21 protein-coding genes are annotated in these 22,871 nt (G+C 65.1%); 10 read left to right on the top strand and 11 right to left on the bottom strand.

Annotated features, from left to right (window positions below):
• Positions 1-155 precede the first annotated feature (155 nt).
• Positions 156-1,091 carry an ATP-grasp domain-containing protein gene (locus tag HAP48_RS18365; protein ID WP_166211733.1) on the top strand — a complete coding sequence of 312 codons (936 nt, stop codon included), beginning with the start codon at positions 156-158 and terminating at the stop codon, positions 1,089-1,091.
• A gap of 62 nt (positions 1,092-1,153) precedes the next feature.
• On the opposite strand, the gene HAP48_RS18360 is transcribed toward HAP48_RS18365, so the two are convergent.
• Both HAP48_RS18360 and HAP48_RS18355 read right to left on the bottom strand, forming a co-directional pair.
• Positions 1,154-2,083 carry an amino acid ABC transporter substrate-binding protein gene (locus tag HAP48_RS18360; protein ID WP_166211736.1) on the bottom strand — a complete coding sequence of 310 codons (930 nt, stop codon included), beginning with the start codon at positions 2,081-2,083 and terminating at the stop codon, positions 1,154-1,156.
• A 12-nt stretch (positions 2,084-2,095) separates the two neighbouring features.
• Positions 2,096-3,385 (bottom strand): dicarboxylate/amino acid:cation symporter, encoded by a 1,290-nt coding sequence (locus HAP48_RS18355; protein ID WP_166211739.1) that lies wholly within the window; start codon positions 3,383-3,385, stop codon positions 2,096-2,098.
• Between the two features lie 217 nt (positions 3,386-3,602).
• On the opposite strand from HAP48_RS18355, the gene HAP48_RS18350 reads away from it, so the two are divergent.
• Positions 3,603-4,604 carry an NADP-dependent oxidoreductase gene (locus HAP48_RS18350; protein ID WP_166211743.1) on the top strand — a complete coding sequence of 334 codons (1,002 nt, stop codon included), beginning with the start codon at positions 3,603-3,605 and terminating at the stop codon, positions 4,602-4,604.
• Between the two features lie 148 nt (positions 4,605-4,752).
• Here HAP48_RS18350 and HAP48_RS18345 read toward each other — a convergent pair whose 3' ends face one another.
• Positions 4,753-7,923: an efflux RND transporter permease subunit gene (locus HAP48_RS18345; RefSeq protein WP_166211746.1), complete on the bottom strand. Its 3,171-nt coding sequence runs from the start codon at positions 7,921-7,923 to the stop codon at positions 4,753-4,755.
• Between the two features lie 9 nt (positions 7,924-7,932).
• Entirely contained in the window at positions 7,933-9,105 is a 1,173-nt protein-coding gene (locus tag HAP48_RS18340) for an efflux RND transporter periplasmic adaptor subunit (protein ID WP_210292657.1), read from the bottom strand.
• A 241-nt stretch (positions 9,106-9,346) separates the two neighbouring features.
• Here HAP48_RS18340 and HAP48_RS18335 point away from each other — a divergent pair, with 241 nt between their 5' ends.
• The 5 genes from HAP48_RS18335 (at position 9,347) to HAP48_RS18315 (ending at position 13,592) form a co-directional block, all read left to right on the top strand.
• On the top strand, positions 9,347-10,153 hold the full coding sequence (locus HAP48_RS18335) for a cysteine rich repeat-containing protein (protein WP_166211749.1): 807 nt from the start codon (positions 9,347-9,349) through the stop codon (positions 10,151-10,153).
• 38 nt (positions 10,154-10,191) lie between these two features.
• Positions 10,192-10,413: a cysteine rich repeat-containing protein gene (locus HAP48_RS18330; protein WP_166211752.1), complete on the top strand. Its 222-nt coding sequence runs from the start codon at positions 10,192-10,194 to the stop codon at positions 10,411-10,413.
• A 110-nt stretch (positions 10,414-10,523) separates the two neighbouring features.
• Positions 10,524-10,739, top strand: a complete 216-nt coding sequence (locus HAP48_RS18325) for a hypothetical protein (protein ID WP_166211755.1) — start codon at positions 10,524-10,526, stop codon at positions 10,737-10,739.
• Between the two features lie 115 nt (positions 10,740-10,854).
• Entirely contained in the window at positions 10,855-11,985 is a 1,131-nt protein-coding gene (locus tag HAP48_RS18320) for an FAD-dependent monooxygenase (RefSeq protein WP_166211758.1), read from the top strand.
• Positions 11,982-13,592: a benzoate-CoA ligase family protein gene (locus HAP48_RS18315; RefSeq protein ID WP_166211761.1), complete on the top strand. Its 1,611-nt coding sequence runs from the start codon at positions 11,982-11,984 to the stop codon at positions 13,590-13,592. Before HAP48_RS18320 ends, HAP48_RS18315 begins: the two co-directional genes overlap by 4 nt.
• A 175-nt stretch (positions 13,593-13,767) precedes the next feature.
• Here the strand turns inward: HAP48_RS18315 and HAP48_RS18310 are convergent, their stop codons facing one another.
• Genes HAP48_RS18310 through maiA form a run of 3 tightly spaced genes read right to left on the bottom strand, consistent with a single transcriptional unit; the run spans position 13,768 to position 16,089 of the window.
• Positions 13,768-14,955, bottom strand: coding sequence for a 3-hydroxybenzoate 6-monooxygenase (locus HAP48_RS18310; protein ID WP_166211764.1), 1,188 nt, complete (start codon positions 14,953-14,955; stop codon positions 13,768-13,770).
• Positions 14,955-15,467 carry a MarR family winged helix-turn-helix transcriptional regulator gene (locus HAP48_RS18305; protein WP_166211767.1) on the bottom strand — a complete coding sequence of 171 codons (513 nt, stop codon included), beginning with the start codon at positions 15,465-15,467 and terminating at the stop codon, positions 14,955-14,957. The genes HAP48_RS18310 and HAP48_RS18305 overlap by 1 nt, the downstream gene beginning before the upstream one ends.
• Complete coding sequence (gene maiA / locus HAP48_RS18300) at positions 15,457-16,089, bottom strand: maleylacetoacetate isomerase (protein ID WP_166211770.1); 633 nt, start codon at positions 16,087-16,089, stop codon at positions 15,457-15,459. Before maiA ends, HAP48_RS18305 begins: the two co-directional genes overlap by 11 nt.
• Before the next feature lie 106 nt (positions 16,090-16,195).
• On the opposite strand from maiA, the gene gtdA reads away from it, so the two are divergent.
• Entirely contained in the window at positions 16,196-17,236 is a 1,041-nt protein-coding gene (gene gtdA, locus HAP48_RS18295; RefSeq protein ID WP_166211773.1) for a gentisate 1,2-dioxygenase, read from the top strand.
• A gap of 163 nt (positions 17,237-17,399) precedes the next feature.
• Here the strand turns inward: gtdA and HAP48_RS18290 are convergent, their stop codons facing one another.
• The 4 genes from HAP48_RS18290 to HAP48_RS18275 form a co-directional block, all read right to left on the bottom strand.
• Entirely contained in the window at positions 17,400-18,227 is an 828-nt protein-coding gene (locus HAP48_RS18290; RefSeq protein ID WP_166211776.1) for an ABC transporter permease, read from the bottom strand.
• Positions 18,220-18,993: an ABC transporter ATP-binding protein gene (locus HAP48_RS18285; protein WP_166211779.1), complete on the bottom strand. Its 774-nt coding sequence runs from the start codon at positions 18,991-18,993 to the stop codon at positions 18,220-18,222. Before HAP48_RS18285 ends, HAP48_RS18290 begins: the two co-directional genes overlap by 8 nt.
• Before the next feature lie 157 nt (positions 18,994-19,150).
• The gene (locus tag HAP48_RS18280) at positions 19,151-20,155 is read right to left on the bottom strand and encodes an ABC transporter substrate-binding protein (RefSeq protein ID WP_166211782.1); all 1,005 of its coding nucleotides are present in this window, start codon (positions 20,153-20,155) and stop codon (positions 19,151-19,153) included.
• Between the two features lie 13 nt (positions 20,156-20,168).
• Positions 20,169-21,530, bottom strand: a complete 1,362-nt coding sequence (locus tag HAP48_RS18275; RefSeq protein ID WP_166211785.1) for an FAD-dependent oxidoreductase — start codon at positions 21,528-21,530, stop codon at positions 20,169-20,171.
• Between the two features lie 122 nt (positions 21,531-21,652).
• Between HAP48_RS18275 and HAP48_RS18270 the strand changes: the two genes are divergently transcribed.
• Complete coding sequence (locus HAP48_RS18270) at positions 21,653-22,537, top strand: LysR family transcriptional regulator (protein ID WP_166211788.1); 885 nt, start codon at positions 21,653-21,655, stop codon at positions 22,535-22,537.
• 62 nt (positions 22,538-22,599) lie between these two features.
• Positions 22,600-22,863, top strand: coding sequence for a hypothetical protein (locus HAP48_RS18265; protein ID WP_166211791.1), 264 nt, complete (start codon positions 22,600-22,602; stop codon positions 22,861-22,863).
• Positions 22,864-22,871 lie beyond the last annotated feature (8 nt).

The raw sequence follows: 22,871 nt of genomic DNA, 5'->3' as shown, positions 1-22,871 counted from the left end.
AATTGCGATCCCGGAATGGCAGTCGTTCGATTTCGCGCAGAGGTTCAACCACGACATCGTTAACGCGTGGTGCTGCACGTAATTTACTTGCTGATATCCACGCCGATCTGGCAATTAATTGCTACGAAAACTTAGGCCGAAGGGAAAATGATCTCGTGGTCCTGATCAGCCAGCGAATCTTCCTGGAAACCATCAAAAAATATTGTCTGGCGCGCGAAATCGCGGTCGAGGTGCGGTCCGGCGGCTGGCTGGTCATCATGACCAGGGACAACGAGCGGCGGCTCGCGATCGGCTACGACGTCGGGCTGAACAGCGCGGTCGCGCATCAGGTCGCCAACGACAAATCGGCCTGCGCCGAGGTGCTGACATCGGCCGGCGTATCAGCCGTTCCGCACACGCTTTTTCTCGGCGCGAAGCTCAGCAGGCACATCCCGGGATCGGGCTCGCTGGAGGCGATGCAGCGGCTGCTCGACGAGCATCCGCGCGGGCTTGTCGTCAAACCCAATGAGGGGACATCCGGCGAACTCGTCTTCCGCGTCACAACGCGCGGGCAGCTGGAGACCGCGGTCGCGCGCATCCTCGCCGCGCATCCGAGCCTAGCGATCTCGCCCTATGTCGAGATCGAGGACGAGGTGCGCGTCGTGCTGCTCGATGATCGCGCGCTGATCGTCTACGGCAAGACGCGCCCGTCGGTGATTGGCGACGGCATCCACTCACTGCGCGCGCTGGCGCAGGCGGCGGCGACGGCCGAGCAGCTCAAGGCCCTCACCGAGGATTTCGATGCCGCCGCGCTCGACGCCACTCCACCCGCCGGCGAGCGGCGGCTGCTCAACTGGCGGCACAATCTCGATGCCGGCGCCGAGCCCGTGCTGCTCACTGACGACGCGACGCGCGAGGCCTGCGTCGCGCTCGCGATCAAGGCCGCGCAGGCCGTCGGCATCCGCTTCGCCTCGATCGACGTGGTGCGCGCCGACGGCGCGTGGCAAATCCTCGAGGTGAATTCCGGGGTGAAGATGGAAGCACTGGGCCGCCGGCATCCGGCGCTGGTCGAGGCGGCGTATTCGGCGGCGCTGGATCAGGTGTTCGCGTAACTTCGTCGTCCCGGCTCCCGTGCGCAATTGCGCACCAGGCCGGGACGACACTGGTGTTTCCGCTACTGGTTCTCGTCGAGCACCTTGAAGGCCTCTTCGAGCTGCGGCGAGATCGCGACGTTGAGCTTCTCGCCGGTCGGCAGGCGGGCGACGAACCACTTGTTGTAGAGCGGGACGATGTCGCGGTTCGAGGCGAGCCTGCGGAACGCGCGCTCGACCACCTCCTTCATCTGCGGCTCGCCCTTGCGGTACATGATGCCGTAGGGATCGTAGGACAGATAGTCACCGGTGACGCGGAACTTGTCCTGCGACTTGTGCCGCGCGATCAGGCCGTAGAGCAGGATGTCGTCGGTCGCGAACGCATCGGCCTTGCCGTCCACCAGCATCTGGTAGGACTGCTCGTGGTCGGGCGAGGTGACGATGTTGAGGCCGAGCTTCTGCTTGGCGTCGACATTGTGCATCGCCTGCTCGTTGGTGGTGCCCTTGGTCACCACCACCGTCTTGCCCTTCAGGTCGCCGACCTGGGTGACGCTAGATGCCTTCGGCACCATCAGCTTGGTGCCGGCCACGAACATCAGCGGCGAGAACGCGACCAGCTTGCCGCGCTCGGCATTCGCCGTGGTCGATCCGCATTCGAGATCGATCTTCTTGTCGACGACCGCCGGAATGCGGTCGTCGGAAGTGACCTTGACGTAGTCGACCTTGAGGTTGGCGTCGTCGACCTCGGTCCCGATCTCCTCGACGATCGCATCGCACAGCTCGAGGCTGTAGCCGATCGGACGGTTGGAGTGGTCGAGGAACGAGAACGGCGGCGAGCTCTCGCGATAGCCGATCCGCACCGTGTGCGTGGCCTTGATGTTGGCGAGCGTGGGGCTGAGCCCCTCGCCCGCCGGCTGTGCGGACACCGGTGCGGCGAGCAGGCTTGCTGCCAGCAGACATGCCGGCAGCAGTAGCCTCTCAGCCCGTATCGGCCTCCAGCGGGCGCGATGCATGAATGCCTCCCGTCAATGGCCGGCCATCACGGCGCCGGGTACCGCGTCCTGCGGCACCGCGTCGTCGGGCCCGAGCTCGTGCTCGGCCTTCAGCTCGCCCTCCCACTTCGCAACCACCGCCGTCGCCAGCGAGTTGCCGATCACGTTGGTGGCGCTGCGGCCCATGTCGAGGAAGGTGTCGATGCCCATGATCATCAATAGCCCGGCCTCGGGGATGTTGAACTGCGCCAGCGTCGAGGCGATCACCACCAGCGAGGCGCGTGGCACGCCGGCCACGCCCTTCGAGGTGATCATCAAGGTGGCCAGCATCGCGAGCTGCGTGCCGAGCGACATCTCGATGTGGTAGGTCTGCGCGATGAAGATGCTGGCGAAGGTGCAGTACATCATCGTGCCGTCGAGGTTGAAGGAATAACCGAGCGGCAGCACGAAGGCCGAGATGCGTGAGGAGGCGCCGAACCGGTTCAGCCCCTCCAGCGTCTTCGGGTAGGCCGCCTCCGAGGAGGCGGTCGAGAACGCGATCATCAACGGCTCGCGGATCAGCCGCAGCAGATGGCTGTAGCGTGGCCCGATCGCGATGAACCCGACGATGACCAGGATGCTCCACAGGATCAGCAGCGAGAGATAGAAGCCGCCCATGAAGACCATGAGCTTCCAGAGCACGCCGAGGCCGTTCTTCGAGACGGTGGCCATGATCGCGGCCCACACCGCGAGCGGGGCGAACAGCATCACATAGCCCGTGACCTTGAGCATGATGTGCGCGAGGTCGTCGATCAGGCCCATGATCGGCTTGGCCCGCTCAGGCATCGCGCCGAGCGCGACCGCGAAGAACACCGCGAACACCACGATCTGCAGGATCTCGTTCTGCGCCATCGCGTCCGCAATCGAGGTCGGGATCAAATGGGTCAAGAATTTTTCAAAGGAGAAAGCCGACACCGGCAGGCCGGTCGACTGCGCCTTGTCGGGCAGCGTGCCGGGGAAGTTGGCGCCGGGCTGCAGCAAATTGACCATCACGAGGCCGAGCAGCAGCGAGACAAATGATGCGGTGACGAACCAGCCCATGGTCTTGGCGAAGATGCGGCCGAGACGGGCGCCGCTTCCCATATGGGCGATGCCACCGACGAGGGTTGCGAACACCAGCGGCGCGATGATCATCTTGATCAGGCGCAGGAACAGCATCGCAATCAAATTGACGTCTGCTGCGATCTCGGCGCGACTGTCAGGAAAATAGTTGAAGACAATCGTCCCCATCGCGATGCCAAGGACCATCGCAATCAGGATGTACTGCGTAAACCTGTTCGACATTCTCTTACCCCCGTAAGTTCCCGACGAACGGCAAGTGTGGCAGATTTACGCAGCTAAGCAACACGCTTCGCGCCGAGCGGGCCTTTGCCGAAATGTTCCCGTTGTGGAATGCCAGCGCGAGGACTAGCGTTCATGCAGCGCACAATCTGTGCAGAGAGCTGCGCGCACCGCAGTCAAACTGCATGCGAAACGAACAACGCGAGGGGAGACATCGCCAATGAACGACACCGTCAATCGCCAGATCCTGCTTGTTGAAAAGCCCACCGGCAAGCTTGGCCCCGAGCATTTCCGTCTGACCAAGGGTGCGATCCCCGAGCCGAAGGACGGCGAGGCGCTGGTGCGAACGCGCTACATCTCGCTCGACGCCGCCAACCGCGCCTGGATGCACGGCGCCACCTACCGCGCCGCGGTCGAGGCCAACACCGTGATGGCCGGCGGCGGCATCGCCGAGGTGGTGGCGTCGAAGGACCCCGGCCTGAAGCCGGGCGACATCGTGTTCGGCGACACCGGCTGGCAGGATTTTGCCGCGGTGCCCGCGCGGCATCTGACCAAGATGCCGAAGCTCGAGCCGATGACGCATCTGCTCAGCGTGTACGGCATCGCCGGCCTGACCGCCTATTTCGGCCTGCTCCATGTCGGCAAGCCCAAGGAGGGCGAGACCGTGGTGGTGTCGGCCGCCGCGGGCTCGGTCGGCTCGATCGTCGGGCAAATCGCAAAGATCAAGGGCTGCCGTGTCGTCGGCATCGCCGGCGGCAAGGACAAGTGCCACTGGCTGACCTCAGAGCTCGGCTTCGACGCCGCGGTCGACTACAAGGACGGCGCCACTTACAAAGCGCTGCGTGCCGCCGCGCCGAAGGGTATCGACGTCTACTTCGACAATGTCGGTGGCGACATCCTGGAGGCGTGCCTCGCGCAGATGAACAATCGCGGCCGCATCGCCTGCTGCGGCGCGATCTCGCAATATGACGGCGTCCCCTCCGCGCACGGCCCGCGGGGCGTACCCGGCCTGATCGTGGTGAAGCGGCTCGTCATGCAGGGCTTCATCGTGATGGACTACATGGACCAGAGTCAGGCCGCCCTCGCCGACCTGCAGTCCTGGGTCGCCTCGGGCAAGCTCAAGGTGCAGGAGGACGTGATCCACGGGATCGAGAACACCCCGCAGGCGCTGATCGGGCTGTTGGCCGGCGAGAACCGCGGCAAGCGCATGGTGAAGGTGTAAGCGGCAGAGACGCTATTGATCCCGTCATCCTGAGGAGCGCGTAGCGCGTCTCGAAGGATGCACGGCCCCGCTGGTGGCCGTTCGCCCTTCGAGACGGCCGCTTCGCGGCCTCCTCAGGGTGACGGGGAGAGATTTGAGTGCGCTGGCCCTAATGCACCGTGCCCGGCGCCTGCGGTGCGGCTTGCGGCGGGGCGACCTTGCCCTTCTTCGCCTTGCGCCAGTTCTCGAACGTCTGCACCACGACGAAGAATGCCGGCACGAACAGCACGGCGAGGCAGGTCGAGGCGATCATGCCGGAGAACACGGTGATGCCGATCGACTTGCGGGCGTTGGCGCCGGCGCCGGTCGCGAGCACCAGCGGCAGCACGCCTAGGATGAAGGCGAACGACGTCATCAGGATCGGCCGGAAGCGGGCGCGCGCCGCATCGATCGCCGAATCCAACACCGACCGCCCGTCGCGCAGATGGTGCTCGAGCGCGACCTCGACGATCAGGATCGCGTTCTTGGCCGACAGCGCGATCAACAGGATGATGCCGATCTGGGTGTAGAGATTGTTCTCGATCCGCAGGCTGAGCAGCACCAGTGTCGGGCCGAGCAACGACAGCGGCACGGCCAGGATCACCGAGATCGGTGCGTACCAGCTCTCATATTGTCCGGCGAGCACGAGGTAGACCAGCAGCAGCGCCAGCGCGAACACATAGTAGATCTGGCCGCCGACCTCCTTCTCCTGGTACGACATCGCCGTCCATTCGAAGCCCGAACCTGGCGGCAGCGTCTTTGCCGCGATCTCCTCCATCAGCGTCATCGACTGGCCGGACGAATAGCCCTGCGCCGGCAGACCGATGATGGTGGCGGACGGATAGAGGTTGTAGAGGCTGATCAGCGACGGCCCGACCGACGGCGTGATCTTCGCCACCGTGCCGAGCGGGATCATGTCGCCATTGCTGTTGCGCACCATCATGTTCTCGATGTCGCGCAGCGACAGGCGGTATTGTGCCTCGGCCTGGGTATAGACCTGGAACGTGCGGCCGAACTTGGTGAACTGATTGACGTAGCTGGCGCCAAGATAGGTCGACAGCGCTGCGAAGATCTGGTCGGGGGTGACGTGCAGGATCTGCGTCTTGACCCGATCGACCTCGACGTCGAACTGCGGCACCATTGAGCGGAACGACGACTGGACGCGTTGCAGCGCGCTCTGGGTCTGGGCATTGGCGACGATCGCCCCGGTGACCGCCTGCAGCTTGCCGTAATCGGCATTGCCGTCACGCAGCTCGACCTGCATGGCGAAGCCGGCGGCGTTGCCGATGCCCTGGATCGGCGGCGGCGGGATCACCAGGATGCGCGCCTCCGGGATCACCGCGAGCTTGTCGTTGAGCCCGTAGACCAGCGAACGCAGATCCTCGCCCGGCCCGCGCGCGCTCCAGTCCTTCAGGATCAGATAGGCGACGCCGGCATTGGCGAGGCTTGAGGAGTTGTCGAGTGCGGAGATGCCGGCGATCGAGACCACCTGGTCGACACCGGGCGTCTTGCGGGCAATCTCCGTGACCCTGTCGAGCACCTGCTGGGTACGGTCGAGCGCTGCGCCGTCGGGCAATTGCACCGCGGCGAGCAGATAGCCCTGGTCCTCGATCGGGATGAAGCCGGTCGGCACCCGCGACAGGCCGTAGCCGGCGAGCCCGATGATAACAAGCGCGACCGCGACCGAGGTCTTGGCATGCCCGGCAATGCCGCCGACGACGCGTGTATAGCCACGCTCCAGCCGGTCATAGACGGCGTTGAAGCCGCGATAGAAGAAGTTGCGCTGCTCGGGCGGCGCGGGGGGACGCAGCCACAGCGCGCACTGCGTCGGCTTCAACGTCGCGGCATTGACCGCGCTGAGCAGCGCGGTGGCGGCGATCACCAGCGCGAACTGCGCATACATCCGCCCGGTCAGCCCCGGCAGGAACGCCGCCGGCAAAAACACCGAGATCAACACCAGCGTGATGCCGACGATCGGCGCGAACAATTCGTCCATCGCCTTGATCGCCGCGTCGTGGCCCGACATGCCGCGCTCGATATTGTGCGCGGCGCCCTCGACCACGACGATGGCGTCGTCGACCACGATGCCGATCGCCAGCACGATCGCAAACAGCGTCGAGAGGTTGATGGTGAAGCCGAGCGCGGCCATGCCTGCGAACGCGCCGATGATGGTGACCGGCACCGTGGTCGCCGGCACCAGCATCGCTCGCCAGTCCTGCAGGAAGATCAGGATCACGACCAGCACCAGCAAGCCGGCCTCGATCAGGGTCTTGTAGACCTCCTCGATCGAGGCATTGACGAATTTGGTGGTATCGAACGGCGTGTCGTATTGGATGTCCTGCGGGAACTGCTTGGCCAGCTCCGCCATCTTCTTCTCGACCGCCTTCTCGACCTGCAGCGCATTGGCGCCCGGCGACTGGAACACGCCGATGCCGGTCGCCGGCTTCTGGTTCAGCGAGAAGATCTGGCTGTAGGTCTGCGCGCCAAGCTCGACCCAGCCGACGTCGCGGACGCGGGTGACGTCGCCGACAGTGCCGGTCTTGACGATGATGTCCTCGAACTGGCTCTTGTCGTCGAGGCGGCCGTTGACATTCAGCGTGTACTGGAACGCCTGCCCCGCCGGCGTCGGTGGCGCGCCGACCTGGCCGGCGGTGACCTGCTGGCTCTGCTGCTGAATCGCCTGGATGACATCCTGCGGCACCAGCCCGCGGACCTGCAGCTTGTTCGGATCGAGCCAGACCCGCATCGAATACTGCCCGGCGCCGAACACCGTGACGTTGCCGACGCCTGATAGCCGCGACAGCTCGTCCCGGATGTTGATGGTGGCGTAGTTCGACAGAAACAGGCTGTCGTAGGTCCTGTTCGGCGAGGTCAGCGTCACGAACAGCAGGATCGAGGTCGACTTCTTCTGCACCGTGACGCCCTGGTTCTGCACCGCGGACGGCAGCTGCGCCAGCGCCGAGGAGACCCGGTTCTGTACCAGCACCTGCGCGAAATTGAGATCGGTGCCGATCTTGAAGGTCACCGTCAGCGTATAGGTGCCGTCGGCGCCGCTGTAGGACTGCATGTACAGCATGTCCTCGACGCCGTTGACCTGCTGCTCGATCGGCAGCGCCACGGTGTCGACCACCGTCTTGGCCGATGCGCCGGGATAGCGCGTCGTCACCTGCACCGTCGGCGGCACCACGTCGGGATATTGTGCGACCGCGAGATTGTACAGCGCTACGCCGCCAAGCAGGATCATCAGGATCGCGATGACGTTGGAAAGGACCGGGCGCTCGATGAAGAATTTCGAGATCATGGCGCGTCCCTATTTGGCCGGTGCCGGCGCCACGTCACCCTTCTGCACCTGCGGATCGACCTTCTGCCCGGGGATCGCACGCAGCAGCCCGGCGGTCACGACGCGATCGTCCGCCTTCAGCCCGCTCTCGATGACGCGCAGGCCCGCGTCGAGCGGGCCGGTGGTGACCTTGCGCTGCTCGACCACATTGTCGGCGTTGACCACCAGCACGTAGCGGCCGGCCTGATCGCTGCCGATCGCGACGTCAGGCACCAGCAGCGCGTTCTCCTGCTTGTTGAAGGGCACGCGAACCCGGACGTAGAAGCCCGGCAGCAACACGCGATCCGGATTGGGTATCAAGCCACGGACGGGAAGCGTTCCGGTCGACTGATTGACGGTCGGCGAGACGTAGTCGAGCTTGCCCTTGTGCGGATAGCCGGTCTCGGTCTGCAGGCCGACCTCGACCGGCAGCTGTCTGATGTCGTTAACCGTCATGCCGAGGCGGCGTGCTTCGTCGCGGACGCGCTGCACGTCCTGTTCACTGACGTTGAAATTCACATAGATCGGGTCGAGCTGCACGATGGTGGCAAGCTGGGTGGGCGACGCCACGCCGACCAGTTCGCCGACCGAGACCAGATGGTTGCTGACGATGCCGTCGAACGGCGCCGCCACATTGGTGTAGCCGTAATTGACCGCGGCGATCTTGGTGTTGACCTGGGCCTGCTGCAGACCGGCCTGCGCGTTGTCCCGCGTCGCGGTCGAGGTTTCCAGCGTCGCCTGTGAGACCGCCTGGCGCTGCACCAGATCCTGCTGCCGCTTGAAGTCGGACTCAGCCTGCTTCAGCGTCGCCTGCGCACCGACCTCGGCCGCCTGCGCCTGCTCGAGCTTCAGCTTGTAGGTCTCCGGCTCGATCGTGAACAGGGTGGTGCCGTCCTTCACCTGAGCGCCGTCCTGATAGTTGATCGACTGCAGGAAACCTTGCACGCGCGCGACCAGATCGACGGTCTTGATCGGCGCTGTGTTTCCGGTGGCGTCCAGATAGCGCGTGATGGCGCGCTGCACCGGCGGCGCAACCTCGACCTTGGGTGGCGGAGGCGCAACAAAACTGTTTTGCTCGCAGGCACTTAAACTGACAAAGGCGGATATGACGAAAGCTGAGCGCGTCAGTGGCGCGTTTCGCAGCCGCACAAAATTGCTCTGCATGAAATGTGCCGATGCGCGCGCATGCCTCATTTCCGAGCCTCAATTCAAATGACTTAATTGAAAGATAGAGATGTCGAAGCGAACGAAAAAAATCAGCCTGGTTCTTTCATAGCAACAATCCGCTTGCAGCGGAACTCGAAACCGAAAATGATGCCGCTCGCGAAGGTTGTTAGAGCAAGACTTTTCAGAACGCAGTTCAGTTGAGCCGGAGGCTTTCGGCGCGACGAGAGGATTTAGTCAGATGATCAATGCGTTGACACGAGCAACGAAGCTATCCGCATGGCTTGCGCTGGCGGCAATGATGAGCACCGCACCGGCGATGTCGCAGGCACCGAGCCAGGCGCAGCGCGACGCCATCAAGTCACAATGCCGCAACGACTATATTGCACACTGCTCCAGCGTTCCGCCGGGCGGCGAAGCGTCACTGCAATGCTTGCAGAAGAACATGGCAAGCCTCGCACCGGGTTGCGCCAGCGCCGTGAAGGCCGTGGAAGCGCCGGCCGCGGCGCCAAAGGCGGATACCGCGCCCGCGGCGGCCAAGACCGATGCAGCCAAGACCGACGCAGCCCCGGCGACGGCGGCCAAGCCCGCCGCTGAGGCCGCCGCACCGAAGGCGGCCGGGACGCCGTCCAACGCGCAGATTTCCGCGATCCGCAGCGCGTGCCGCTCCGACTATCCCAAGGTCTGCGCGGGTGTGCCGACCGGCGGCGCGCCGGCGCTGCAATGCCTCGAGAAGAACAAGGCAAAACTCTCGCCGGCCTGTGAGAAGGCGGTGGCCGGCGGTGGCGCCGCGCCGGCCGCCGGCGCTGCTGCGACGACGGCTGCGCCGGCCGCGGCACCGGCGGCAGCGCCGGCCGTGATCGTGCTGCGGCCGATGCGCCCGCGCGAAGAACTGTTCGTGCTGCGCTCGGCCTGCGGCGCCGATGTCCGCTCGATCTGCGGCGGCGTCCAACCCGGCGGCGGCCGGATCCTGCAATGCCTGGCGACCAATGCCGGCTCGCTCTCGCCGGAATGCCGCGACGTGCTGGCGCCATTCGCGGCGCGGTAATCCTGTTGTCACGTGACTGACCGCAAAGGGAGCCAACGATGCTGCGTATTGTCCTGACCGCCGCGCTGCTCTGCGGCACGACCGCCGTCTACGCCCAGGAGCTGACCACAGCGCAACGCGACGCCTGCATGGGCGACTACGAGAAGTTCTGCAAGAGCGTGACGCCCGGCGGCGGGCGCATCATCGCCTGCCTCGCCAAGCAGAGCGACAAGCTGACGCCAGCCTGCAAGAAGGTGCTGGCGGAGGCCGAAAAGAAATAGCCGCGCAGGCGGTGAGACGACATGTGCCCGGCGATTGCCGGTCACGGAGCCGCAGCACCTTGTTGATCAATCACAGGCCAATCAAGCCTCACCCCGGGAGAGGGAATATTGTGCGTTCATTATTGCTGATCGCCGCGACCCTGTTGTCCTTTGCCGCGACCATGACCTTTGAATCCTCCGACGCCAACGCGGTGGTTTGCGCCCGCGGCGTCTATCGCGCCGGATGCGCCGGCTATCGCGGCGGCGCCGTCGTCGTCCGCAAGCCCGTCGTCGCCGGCTGCCGCTGGGTATGGGTCGGCGGCGTGAAGGTCCGCCGCTGCTACTGAGCCTTTCAGCGCCAACAGGATAGTCGCCTCGCGCATTTTCCCTCTGGCGTTCCCGCCGGAGGGGGATTAGTGTGGAGCCAAATAGTAAGTACACTGTCAATCTGGGAGGCAGACGTTGCGGATCGCCGTGATCGGCGGAGGGCCCGGCGGGCTCTATTTCGCCTATCTCTGGAAGAAGCGTCACCCTGACGCCGAGATCGATCTGTTCGAGCAGAACGCCGCCGGCGCCACCTGGGGCTTCGGCGTGGTGTTCTCCGAGCAGGCGCTGGACTTCCTGCGCGCCGACGACCCGGAGACGGTCGACGCCATCGCGCCGCGGATGGAGAGCTGGAAGAACATCACCCTCAATCTGCGCGGCGAGAGCGTCGAGATCGACGGTGTCGGGTTTTCATCGATCGGCCGGCTGGAACTGCTGACCATCCTGCAGCAGCGCGTGCGCAGCGTCGGCATCACGCCGCGCTTCGACACCACGGTGCAGTCGGTCGACGAGCTCAGGGGTTACGACCTGATCGTCGCCGCCGACGGGCTGAACTCGATGGTCCGCCGCGGCTTCGAGGCCGCGTTCGGCGCGTCAGTCACGCATTCGACCAACAAATTCGCCTGGTACGGCACCACAAAGCCCTTCGCGACGCTGTCGCAGACCTTCGTGGCGACCGAGCGCGGCAGCTTCAATGCGCATCATTACCGCTACGCAAAGGACATGAGCACCTTCCTGGTCGAGTGCGACGCCGCGACCTGGGCGGCCTACGGCTTTGCCGACAAGAGCATCGAAGACTCGCAGGCGATCTGCGAAGACGTGTTCGCCGCGACGCTGGACGGCCACCGGCTGATCTCGAACAAATCGGTGTGGCGCAATTTTCCGTGGATCTGGAACGAACGCTGGTCGCACGGCAACATGGTCCTGATCGGCGACGCGCTGCATTCCGCGCATTTCTCGATCGGCTCGGGCACGCGGCTTGCGATCGAGGACGCCATCGCGCTGACCAAGGCGCTGGAGACCGAGACCGGCATCGCCGCCGCGCTTGGGCGCTACGAGAGCGAGCGCAAGCCGATCGTGAAGAAGCTGGTCACCGCGGCGCGGACCAGCGCCGACTGGTACGAGCATTTCCCCGCACACATGAAGCGCGATCTGATGGATTTCGCCTACAGCTACATCACCCGCTCCGGCCGGATCGACGACGCGCGGCTGCGCGCGATGTCGCCCGCCTTCATGGCCCGCTATGAAGCCGCAAAGGAACACTCATGACAGGGATCGCCGACCAGGTTCCACTGGACAATCCCGGTGCGCGCGAGATCGGCTTTGCGATACCCAAGCGCTACAATGCGAGCCGGATCCTGTTCGACAATCTCGCCAACGGAAATACTGACCGTCTGGCGTTGATCGGCCCCGCCGGGACGCGGACCTATCGCGAGCTCTGCGCCGATGCGGCGCGCTGGGGCCACGCCTTCCGGTCGCTCGGACTGAAGCGCGGCGACCGCGTGCTGTTGTTCCTCGACGACACGCCGGCCTATCCGGCCGCATTCTTCGGCGCGGTGCGCGCCGGCTTTGTGCCGCTGTTGATCAACACGCTGACGGCATCAGAGCTGCTGCAATTCTACCTGTCCGACGCCGGCGCGCAGGTCGCGGTGACGGATGCCGAATTCTGCACGCGCTTCAACGCGGAGGCCTGCAAGGACACCCCGCTGCGTACGCTGATCGTGGTCAACGGCGCTGCCGGCGAACATGCCGTGCCTGAGATGCGCAACGCCGGCGACTGGCTGCAAGACTTTCCGGGCGAGCTCGACGAGGCCGACACGCACCGCAACGAGATGGCGTTCTGGATGTATTCGTCGGGCTCGACCGGCCGTCCCAAGGGCATCGTGCATCTGCAGCACGACATGGCCTATAGCGAGCTCGCCTTTGCCCGCAACGTGCTGAAGCTAAAGCCCCGCGATATCTGCTTTTCGGTGCCGAAGATCTTCTTCGCCTATGGCTTCGGCAATTCGATCACGTTTCCCTTTTCGGTCGGCGCCGCCACGCTGCTGCTGCCGGGCCAGCCGAAGCCTGCGGCGATCTTCGCGGCGATCGCGCAATACCGGCCGACCGTGTTCTTCGGCCTGCCGACGCTCTACATCTCGCTGACCAAGGCCGAAGGTGCGGACGCGACCGATTTCTCCTCGCTGCGGATGGCGGTCTCGGCCGCGGAGGTGCTGTCGGCCGATGTCTTCAACGGCTGGAAAGAACTGACCGGGCTCGAGATCATCGAGGGCCTCGGCTCGACCGAGGTGCTGCACATCTATCTCTGCAACCGCGCGGAAAAGAAAAAGCTCGGCGCCGCGGGCCTGCGCGTGCCCGGCTACGAGATCATGCTGCGCGACAGCGACGGCCGCGAGGTCGCCGACAATGAGGAAGGCATCTTGTGGGTGCGCGGCGATTCCGCGACCCAGCTGTACTGGAACCGGCCCGACAAGACCGCCGAGACCGTGCGCGAGGACGGCTGGATCTACACCGGCGACCGCTTCGTCCGCGACAGCGACGGCTTCCACTTCTTCCGCGGCCGCGCCGACGATCTGATCAAGATCTCCGGCCAGTGGGTCTATCCGCTCGAGGTCGAGCTCTGCCTCGCCGATCACCCCGACGTCCGCGAATGCGCCGTCTACGCCGCCGAACTGCCGGACCGCCGCATGACGCTGCGCGCGGTGGTGGTGATGAACAAGGGCGGCTTCGATACCGATGAGGCAACGCGGCGGCTGCAGGACTACGTCAAGGCGAAGCTGCTGCCGTACAAATATCCGCGCGAGGTGAAGTTCATCGACGAGCTGCCGAAGACCGGCACCGGCAAGATCGACCGGCAGGCGGTGATGCGGATGTGAGGGCCGCGACGCCACCACTTGCTCGCTGTCGTCCCGGCGAAGGCCGGGACCCATAACCACAAATGTTTGTTATGCGAATGCTGGGTCCCCAGCTCACTGAAACAACAACCATTCGTGGTTATGGGTCCCGGATCGCGCTCGCTCCGCTCGCTTGTCCGGGACGACGGCGGGGGAGCTAGCTGCTGCCCAGCCCCGTCCCGCCATACAGCCACGCGATATCGTCACACCACTCCTCTTGCGACTTCGCGCTCATGATCGCGTTGCGGATGCGGGCGTGCTCGCCGGCGGGATGGTAGACGTGTTCGCCGATCGCGCGTGACATCAGCTGCACGCGCGCGGTGCGCGGGAAGCGCCTGATACGATAGGCATCGAGTGCCGCGGCCTGATCATCGTGATGGGCCAGCATGTGCGACAGGCAGACCGCGTCCTCCATCGCCTGGCAGGCGCCCTGCGCGAAATATTGCAGCATTGGATGCGCGGCGTCGCCGAGCAGCACGACGCGGCCGTCGATCCAGCGCTCATCGGGATCGCGGTCGCACAGCACCCAGAGCTTCCAGTTGGTGCCGTGGCGGATGATGTTCTGCGCGCGCTCATGGACGTGGGTAAAGCCCCTCATCACCTCGTCCTCGGAGACCGGCTTGCCGGCGACCGGCTCCGGTGCATCGTTGTGATAGGTGACGACGAGGTTGAACACTTTCCAGCCCGAGAGGGGATAATGCACGATGTGGCATTTCGGGCCGGCCCACAGCGTGGCGGCGTTCCAGCGCAGATCCTCCGGCATCTGCTCGGTCGGGATCACGGAGCGATAGGTGGTGTGGCCGGAGACGCGCGGCGGGCCGTCTGCCGTGACCTGCTTGCGGATGTTCGACCACAACCCGTCGGCACCGATGAGGAGACGGCCGTCGATGCGCTCGTCGCTGACGAGCTTTGCAGTGACCGATGAACCATCCTGTTCATAGCCGACAACCTCGCTGGAGACCCGGAGCTCGATCAGCTCGTGGTTCTGGCAGGCGCGCAGGAACACGCCATGCAGATCACCGCGATGCACCACCGCATAGGGATTGCCGAACCGCGCCCGAAAACTGTCGCCGAGATCGATATGGGTGATCTCATCGGCGGTCAGCGCATCCATCAGCCGCAGCTGGTCGATATAGACGGCCATGTTGCGCGCGGCCTCGCCGACGCCGAGATAGTCGAAGGCGTGGAACGCGTTCGGCCCGAGCTGGATGCCGGCGCCGATCTCGCCAAGCGCAGCTGCCTTTTCCAGCAGGATCGAGCGGATCCCCTTCTGCGCGAGGCCCAGCGCCACGGCGAGGCCGCCGATGCCGCCGCCTGCGATCAGGACCGGCTTGCTGTCTGCCATCAGCCCGACCTCCCCAAATGTTCGAGCGCGTCCTCGGCGCGCAGCGGCACCCGCGAAGACTCGTTATTGAGGTCGACAAGCTGAGTGAGCAGCCCAAGGAGCGTCTTGCGATCGGCCGGCTTCAGCGGCTGCAGCATCCGCGCCTGCGCCCTGCCGACCGAAGGCATGATGTCGCTGAGCACCGCAGCGCCGGCCCTGGTGAGATAGAGCAGCTTGACGCGCTTGTCCTCGGGCGACGGCTTGCGGGCGATGAATTCCTTGGCCTGCAGCCGCTCGATCACATTGCCGAGCGTAGAGCGGTCGAACGCGATCACCGCGGAGAGCCGGGTGGCGTCGATGCCGGGATGGGTCGAGATCGTGACCAGCGCGGCGTATTGCACCGGCGTCAGGTCGAACGCCTTGCACTCCTCGATGAACAGCGCGACCGCGATCTGCTGCATCCGTCGGAACAGATAGCCGGGCGCGGTGTAGACCGCGTCCATGGTGACGGGCGTTGGCTTGCTATTCGGCATCGGGTTGTTTGTCCGGGGCGGCGTCGGCGAACGCCTTGACCTGCTTCGCCGCGGCCTCTGCCTTGAGCAGGCGCGGATAGGCTGAGAGATCGACGCCGAAGCGCCGCGCATTGGCAAGCTGCGGCACCAGGCAGAGGTCGGCCAGCGTCGGCTGGTCGCCGAAGCAGAACGGTCCCGCCTCCTCCGCGATCAGGGTCTCGCAGGCCGCCAAGCCCTCGCGATTGGCCCAGGCCGCCCACTCCGTCACCTGTTCTTCGGGCAGGCCGAGCTGCCGCAGCCGCGCCAGCACCTTCAAGTTTTGCACCGGGTGGGTGTCGCAGGCGATCGCCTGCGCGAACGCCCGCACCTTGGCGCGCCGCAGCGGATCCTTCGGCAATAGCGGCGGATTGGGATTGGTCTCGTCGAGCCATTCGATGATCGCGAGCGACTGGGTGAGGATCGCGCCGGCGTCGCTTTCCAAGGTCGGCACCAGCCCCTGCGGATTGATCGCGAGATAGGCCGGCGCGCATTGCTCGCCCTTGCGCAGATGATGCGGCAGATGCTCTGAAGTGAGCCCCTTCAGATTGAGGGCGATCCGCACCCGATAGGACGCGCTGCTCCGGAAATAGCCATGCAGCTTCATCGGAACCTCCCTTGCATTTCGTCATTGGCTTGTTTCATTGACGCTAGCCATATTGTGAGTATACTGTCAATTAAATTGAACCGACAAGAATGATGGGAGGCTTGCCATGGAAGCCGTGCAGAAGACCCCGGAGCGCGAGGCGTTCTACAAGAAGATCGACGGCCAAAACCTCTCGGCACTGTGGAACGTGATGAACGATCTGATCACGCCGGAGCCGAAGAGCGCCTGCCGCCCTCACCTCTGGAAATTCGATCAGATCCGCGACTACATGAACGAGGCCGGCAGACTGATCACGGCCAAGGAAGCCGAGCGCCGCGTGCTGGTGCTGGAAAATCCCGGCCTGCGCGGCCAGTCCAAGATCACGACCTCGCTGTTCGCCGGCGTGCAGATGGTGGTACCGGGCGACATCGCTCCTGCCCATCGCCACGCCCAGTCCGCGCTGCGCTTCGTGCTCGAGGGCAAGGGCGCCTTCACCGCCGTTGACGGCGAACGCACCGCGATGGCGCCGGGCGACTTCGTCATCACGCCATCGATGACCTGGCACGACCATTCCAACGAAACCAGCGAGCCGATGTTCTGGCTCGACGGGCTCGACATTCCGATGGTGCAGTTCTTCGACTGCTCGTTCGCCGAAGGCGCCAAGGAGGATCAGCAGTCGATCTCCAAGCCGGCCGGTGCCAGCTTCGCGCGTTACGGCCACAATCTGCTGCCGATCGATCAGAAACGGACGTCGAAGACTTCGCCGATCTTCAACTACCCCTATGACTACACCCGCGAGGCGCTGGAGAAGGCCAAGGTCAGCGACGAGTGGGACGCCTGCCACGGCCTGAAGCTGAAATTCTCCAACCCCGAGACCGGCGATTTCGCGATGCCGACCATCGGAACCTTCATCCAGCTGCTGCCGAAGGGTTTCAAGACCGCGCGCTATCGTGCGACCGACGCGACCGTGTTCGCCGCGATCGAGGGCAAGGGCCGCACCCGGATTGGCGACCAGACCTTCGAGTGGGGTCCGCGCGACCTGTTCGTGGTGCCGAGCTGGCACTGGGTCACCCACGAGGCCGATGCGGACTCGGTGTTGTTCTCGTTCTCCGACCGCCCGGTGCAGCAGAAGCTCGACCTGTTCCGCGAGGACAGGGGGAATGCGTAAATTCGTCGTCCCGGGCAAGCGAAGCGCGGCCCGGGACCCATAACCACAGGGCTCGGTTGTTAAAGGCGCTGGGGCCGCAGCCGTTTCCGACAACCATGCCCTGTGGTTATGGGTCCCGGCCTTCGCCGGGACGACACCTTGTGTGTGGTGAACAGAATGGCCCTCACCGCCAGTGCAGCAGCCGCGTCTCCAGCCAGTTGATCAGCTTCCCGACCGCGAGCCCGAAGAGCGACAGGATCACGACGCCGGCGAGCAGCTGATCGGTCTGCATCAGATTGCCGGCCTGCAGCACGAAGGCGCCGATGCCGTATTGCGCACCGATCATCTCGGCGCTGACGACGAGCAACAGCGCAACCGATGCGGTGATGCGGAAGCCGGCGAGGATCGAGGGCAGCGCGCCCGGCCAGATCACGCGGCGCACGATGGCGTGGAACGGCACGTTGAAGCTTTGCGCCATCCGGATCAGATTGCGCGGCACCGCATCGACGCCGCTATAGACCGAGATCGCGGTCGAGAAGAACACACCGAGCGCAATGGTCGCGATCTTCGGCTCCTCGCCGATCCCGAGCCACAGGATCAGGAGCGGCAGCAGCGCGATCTTCGGAATCGGGAACAACGCCGAGATGAAGGTGATGCCGACGCCGCGCGCCATGGTCGACAGCCCGATCGCAAAGCCGACGACAACGCCGGCAACTGTGCCGAGGATCCAGCCGGTGCCGATCCGCATGATCGACCACGAGAGGTGCTGCCACAGCGCGCCCGACATCGCGAGCTTGGTGATCGCAACCGCGATCGCCGACGGCGCCGGCAGGAACAGCGGATTGACCAATCCTGCGCTGCCCGCGAGCTGCCACACCGCAATGACAAGCGCGAGCGCGATCCAGCCGGCATAGCGGCTGCCGCCGGGGGTAAAGCCGGCGCCGCGGAATGCGACCGGCCGCGTTGCTTCCGCCGACTGGTCGTTCGTCTCCTGCGGCGCGCGGTCAAGCATGCTGAACCTCGCGCTCGGCATCGATCGCCTCTTTCCGGATCAGCGACCACAGCTCCCCTTGAAGCGCGGCCAGCGGCCCGCGCGCGTCCGGCGCACCGCGTTCGGCACGCGTCATCGGAATGGTCACGATCTCCCTGACGCGGCCGGGGCGGCGTGACAGCACAACGACGCGGTCGGCGAGCCGCACCGCTTCCTCAAGGTTATGCGTGACATACACCGCGCCCATCGCGCCATCGGCGAGCAGGCCCACGAAATCCTCCATCAGGAGCTCGCGAGTCTGCGAATCCAGCGCCGATAGCGGCTCGTCCATCAGCAGGATCGCTGGTCGGACAGCGAGCGCACGCGCAATGCCGACGCGCTGACGCATGCCGCCGGACAGCTGTTTTGGGTAGGTCGCACGGAAATCGGAGAGACCGGTGCGGCGCAGCGCATCGTCGATCACGGCGCGGCGCTCGCCGGCGCCGAGGGGCGTGTGCAACAGCGGAAACGCGACGTTCTCCTCGACCGTATTCCACGGCAGCAAGGCAAAATCCTGGAACACGAAGGTCAGCGGATTGAGGCTGCCGGCCGGCGGCGCGCCGCGCAGCTCGGCGGCGCCCGCGGCTGGCCGCAGCAGGCCGCCGAGGATCGACAGCAGCGTGCTCTTGCCGCAGCCGGAGGGACCCACGATCGCGACGATCTCGCCGGCCGAGACCTGGAAGGAGACATCGTCGAGCACGTCGAGCGCGCCGAAGCGATGGCTGATATGGTCGGCGATCAGGTCCATGTCACCCGACTCTCCGCTGTTAGACCGTCATCCTGAGTAGCGCGAAGCGCGTCTCGAAGGATCGACGGCCAGGATGCATAGGGGCCGTGCATCCTTCGAGGCTCGCTTCGCTCGCACCTCAGGGTGACGGGTTGGGTGTTGTGCGCGCGGTCCGACATCAATCCGCCTTCACATGATCCTTGGCGATGATCGCACTGGCGTCAAACCCCTTGTCGACGAAACCCTGCTCCTGCAGCCATTTGATCTGGTTGTCGACGTTCTTCACGTCGAGCTTGCCGTCGGGGTCGATATAGGCGCAGTTGCCGACCACCTGCTCGACCGGCAGGTTGGTGTATTTGGCGATGATCTCGAGCAGCGGTTTTGTCCGCTCGTTGATCGGCGCCACGCCGTCCTTGATCGATGTGAGGATCACGTCGTGATATTCGTGGTCGGCACGGGTGAGCGCGGTGAGCAGCCTGGTCACCAGCGCTGCGTTGGTCACCGTCTTCGGCGAAGCGAAGATGGCGCCGAGCTGCCACGGCGTCTCGTCGCCGACCCAGCCGAGGAATTTCGCACCATTCGTGTCCATCAGCGTCCGCGCGGTCGAGACCGGCAACAGCGCCGCGTCGACCGTCTCGCCCTTCAGCGCCGCCGCCGCGTTCGACAGCGACTGGAGCGGCACGACCTTCACGTCGGACAGTTTGAAGCCGTATTTGTCGGCGAGCAGGCCGAGCGAATAATGGAAGCTGGAGCCGACCTGGGTCACCGCCACGCGCTTGCCAGCCAGATCCTTCGGGGTCTTGAGGCCCGCCGCGTAGGCGTTGTTGCTGGCGAAATAGCCGATCAGGGGATAGCCGGCCTTTTCGCGGCTCATGCCGCCGATCACCTTCAGCGTGCCCTTGCCGGCGAGGTTATAGAGGCCCGCGGTGAAGGCGGTGATGCCGAAATCGATGTCGCCCGAGGTGGTCGCGACCGCGATCGGCTGCGCTGCATCGAAGAATTTCAGCTCGACGTCGAGGCGGGCGTCGCGGAAATAGCCCTTGTCCTGCGCGATGAACACCGGCGCCGAGGATGACAGGCGCAAGACGCCGATCTTCGCTTTCAGGAGATCGTCGGCCCGCGCGATGCCGCTCACAGCCCAGACCAGCAGACCCGCGAGTGCGAGCCGCGCCCATCCCTTCATTGCCTTCCTCCGCCTAAAGTCCCTCGGGCACGGCCTGATCGCGGCCGATGAACGCGCCATGCGTGCTGAGCTGTTGTTGCAACTTTTCGACGGAAATGTCGCGCGGAATCGTGTTGCCCGACAGCGCCAGCGCCGCCGCGGTTCCCGCCGCCTCGCCCATCACAAAACAGGCGCCGGAGACGCGCGCGGCCGACTGCCCTTCATGAGTCATCGAGGCGCAACGGCCGGCGACCAGGAGATTGTCGATGCCCTCCGGCACCAGCATGCGATACGGCAACTCGTTGTAGCCGCGGCTCTCCGGGATCGGCGGAAACTCGAAGATCACGTCACCCGGCACGTGCTGTTCCTTCGGCCAGCCGTTGACGCCGATCGAGTCCTCGAACGAGGCGCAGCCCAGCACGTCCTCGCCTGACAGCATGTAGCCGCCGATCACGCGCCGCGTCTCGCGGATGCCGAGCTGCGGCGGCAGATCGACGATGTAGGAATTCTCGAAGCCGTGCACCGTGCGCAGGAACGCGAAGGCCTCGATCGCCTGGCGGCGGCCCTCGATCTCGCCTCGGGTCATATCGTCGGGGTCGATGCCCGAGATGGCGCCGCCGTCGCTTCGTGTCACCTGCGTGAAATTCACCCGCCACTCGATCTGCGATTTCTGCGGCCGCACGATCGCGGACTTGCGCGGGAATTTATGCGTGCCGGCGGCCTCGGCCTCCGCCATCAGCGCCGGGATGGTGCGCCACGCATCGCCCGCTTTTGCCGGATCGATGCCGTTGAGGCGGAACATCATCGAGGGGTAGAGCATGCCGCCTGCGTTGTCGCCGACTTCATAGGGTGCGCCGGCCCACACCGCGAGATCGCCGTCGCCGGAACAGTCGATGAAGATGCTGGCCACGACTGCCTGCCGGCCGGCCTTGGTTTCCACCATGAGCGCGCGAATCCGCGCGCCGTCCATCACAACGCCGGCACCGAGTGCGTGGAACAGAATGTCGACCTTGTGATGCGCCAGCAGATCGTCCGCCGCGATCTTGTAGGCCGCGGTGTCATACGCCTGCGCAAGGATCTTGCCGAGGATCAGATGCGGCGCGTTCAACCCGCCGAGCCGATCAATCCGTGCCAAGAGATCGGAGGCGATGCCCTGCACCACCCGGTGCATCTCGCCGAAGATGTTGGCGTGCAGTCCGCAGAAGTTGGTCACACCCGCCGCGGTGCCCATGCCGCCGAGGAATCCGTAGCGTTCGATCAGCAGCGTCCGCCGTCCGGCCCGCGCCGCGCCGGCGGCGGCCGCGATCCCGGCGGGTCCGCCGCCGAGCACCACCACGTCATATTCGCCATAGAGGGGGACCTGCCGCGCAGGTTCTTCGATCGTGCTCGCTCGCATCATTTCCGCCCTGAACAACGTTGATTGGGCCAACTATGAATTGATGCGGATTGCAGTACAATCCACTAAATTATGTAATCAGCTTTCTCGAATCGAGAAAGGCAAAGTAAAGGCAAGAGCAGATGGATACGCTGGTCAACCTTGAGGCCTTCCTCGCCACCGCCGACGCCGGCGGCTTCTCCGCCGCCGCGCGCAAGCTCAACGTCGCGACCTCAGTCGTCGCCAAGCGCGTCACCCAGCTCGAGGAACGGATCGGCACCGCGCTGTTCCATCGCTCGACCCGCCAATTGCGGCTGACCGAGGCCGGGCAGCAATATGTCCATCGCGCCCGCGGCGTGGTTGCCGATGTCGGCGATCTCTTGTCGCGGATGGGCGAGAAGCAGCGCGACCTCACTGATCACCTCCGCGTCAAGGCGCCGACCTCGCTGACGGTGGCGCGGCTCGCCGACGCCTTCACGATCTTCCAGAGACAGAACCGCAGCGTGAAGCTCGAGATCGTGATGATCGACCGCCCGGTCGATCCGGTGACTGAGGGTTTTGACATCGCGATCGGCGCATTCCCGCATTCCTTCGGCGGCGTCGTCGACGAGCCGCTGTGCCGGCTGCCGCGGCTCGTGTGCGCCTCGCCTGTGTATCTGAAGAAGCACGGCACACCGAAGCATCCGCGCGACCTGGTCGATCATCGCTGCCTCAGCTTCCTGCCGACCGGACCGGAATGGCCGTTCGAGGGGCCGCGCGGCCGCATCAATATCCAGCTGCGCCCGATTCTCTCTTCGAACGAGGGCCGCGTGCTGACGCAAAGTGCGGTCGCCGGCAACGGCATCGCCCTGCTCTCGCATTATCTGGTCGCGGACGCGCTGCGCGACGGCGCCTTGCAGCCGGTGCTCACTGAATTTCCGATCCCGGAACTATGGGTGAAGGCCGCCGTTCCGGAACGCCGCATCAATGCCGCCGCGGTGCAGGCGCTGCTGAAGACATTGAAAAAATCGCTGGCGCAATCGCTGTGACCCGACGACAGCCTTGCCCCTCGCACGCGGACCTGAGACAAGACCACGAAAGGATCGCCCGCTTGAAGCTCCTGATCTCAGTTTCGCTCGGCCTCATCATTGTCGCGACGCCCGCGGCGGCGATCGAGACCTGCCGCTTCATCGAGGCCAAGGCGGAACGCGAGGCCTGCTACCACCGCCAGGAGCAGGAGCTGGCGGCCCGGCGCAAGCCCGAAGCGCCTGCGACGCAATCGAGCGAATCGAAGACGTTCGATCAGCTGCAACAGATGCGCCGCGACGACGCGGAGGTCTACCGCAGCATCCGCGGCATCTGCAACGGCTGCTGAGCGGCGCG

The organism is Bradyrhizobium septentrionale, assembly GCF_011516645.4.
Lineage (GTDB): Bacteria > Pseudomonadota > Alphaproteobacteria > Rhizobiales > Xanthobacteraceae > Bradyrhizobium > Bradyrhizobium septentrionale.
Note: the sequence above shows the minus strand (reverse complement) of the source record. Positions and strands in the feature narration are given on the sequence as shown.

Coding starts and splice junctions, on each gene's coding strand:
- HAP48_RS18315 (WP_166211761.1), top strand. CDS start 11,982: ATGACAGGGATCGCCGACCAGGTTCCACTGGACAATCCCGGTGCGCGC.
- HAP48_RS18280 (WP_166211782.1), bottom strand. CDS start 20,155: ATGAAGGGATGGGCGCGGCTCGCACTCGCGGGTCTGCTGGTCTGGGCT.
- HAP48_RS18305 (WP_166211767.1), bottom strand. CDS start 15,467: ATGCCGAATAGCAAGCCAACGCCCGTCACCATGGACGCGGTCTACACC.
- gtdA (WP_166211773.1), top strand. CDS start 16,196: ATGGAAGCCGTGCAGAAGACCCCGGAGCGCGAGGCGTTCTACAAGAAG.
- HAP48_RS18335 (WP_166211749.1), top strand. CDS start 9,347: ATGATCAATGCGTTGACACGAGCAACGAAGCTATCCGCATGGCTTGCG.
- HAP48_RS18290 (WP_166211776.1), bottom strand. CDS start 18,227: ATGCTTGACCGCGCGCCGCAGGAGACGAACGACCAGTCGGCGGAAGCA.
- HAP48_RS18355 (WP_166211739.1), bottom strand. CDS start 3,385: ATGTCGAACAGGTTTACGCAGTACATCCTGATTGCGATGGTCCTTGGC.
- HAP48_RS18285 (WP_166211779.1), bottom strand. CDS start 18,993: ATGGACCTGATCGCCGACCATATCAGCCATCGCTTCGGCGCGCTCGAC.
- HAP48_RS18330 (WP_166211752.1), top strand. CDS start 10,192: ATGCTGCGTATTGTCCTGACCGCCGCGCTGCTCTGCGGCACGACCGCC.
- HAP48_RS18350 (WP_166211743.1), top strand. CDS start 3,603: ATGAACGACACCGTCAATCGCCAGATCCTGCTTGTTGAAAAGCCCACC.
- HAP48_RS18270 (WP_166211788.1), top strand. CDS start 21,653: ATGGATACGCTGGTCAACCTTGAGGCCTTCCTCGCCACCGCCGACGCC.
- HAP48_RS18275 (WP_166211785.1), bottom strand. CDS start 21,530: ATGCGAGCGAGCACGATCGAAGAACCTGCGCGGCAGGTCCCCCTCTAT.
- HAP48_RS18310 (WP_166211764.1), bottom strand. CDS start 14,955: ATGGCAGACAGCAAGCCGGTCCTGATCGCAGGCGGCGGCATCGGCGGC.
- maiA (WP_166211770.1), bottom strand. CDS start 16,089: ATGAAGCTGCATGGCTATTTCCGGAGCAGCGCGTCCTATCGGGTGCGG.
- HAP48_RS18340 (WP_210292657.1), bottom strand. CDS start 9,105: ATGCAGAGCAATTTTGTGCGGCTGCGAAACGCGCCACTGACGCGCTCA.
- HAP48_RS18345 (WP_166211746.1), bottom strand. CDS start 7,923: ATGATCTCGAAATTCTTCATCGAGCGCCCGGTCCTTTCCAACGTCATC.
- HAP48_RS18360 (WP_166211736.1), bottom strand. CDS start 2,083: ATGCATCGCGCCCGCTGGAGGCCGATACGGGCTGAGAGGCTACTGCTG.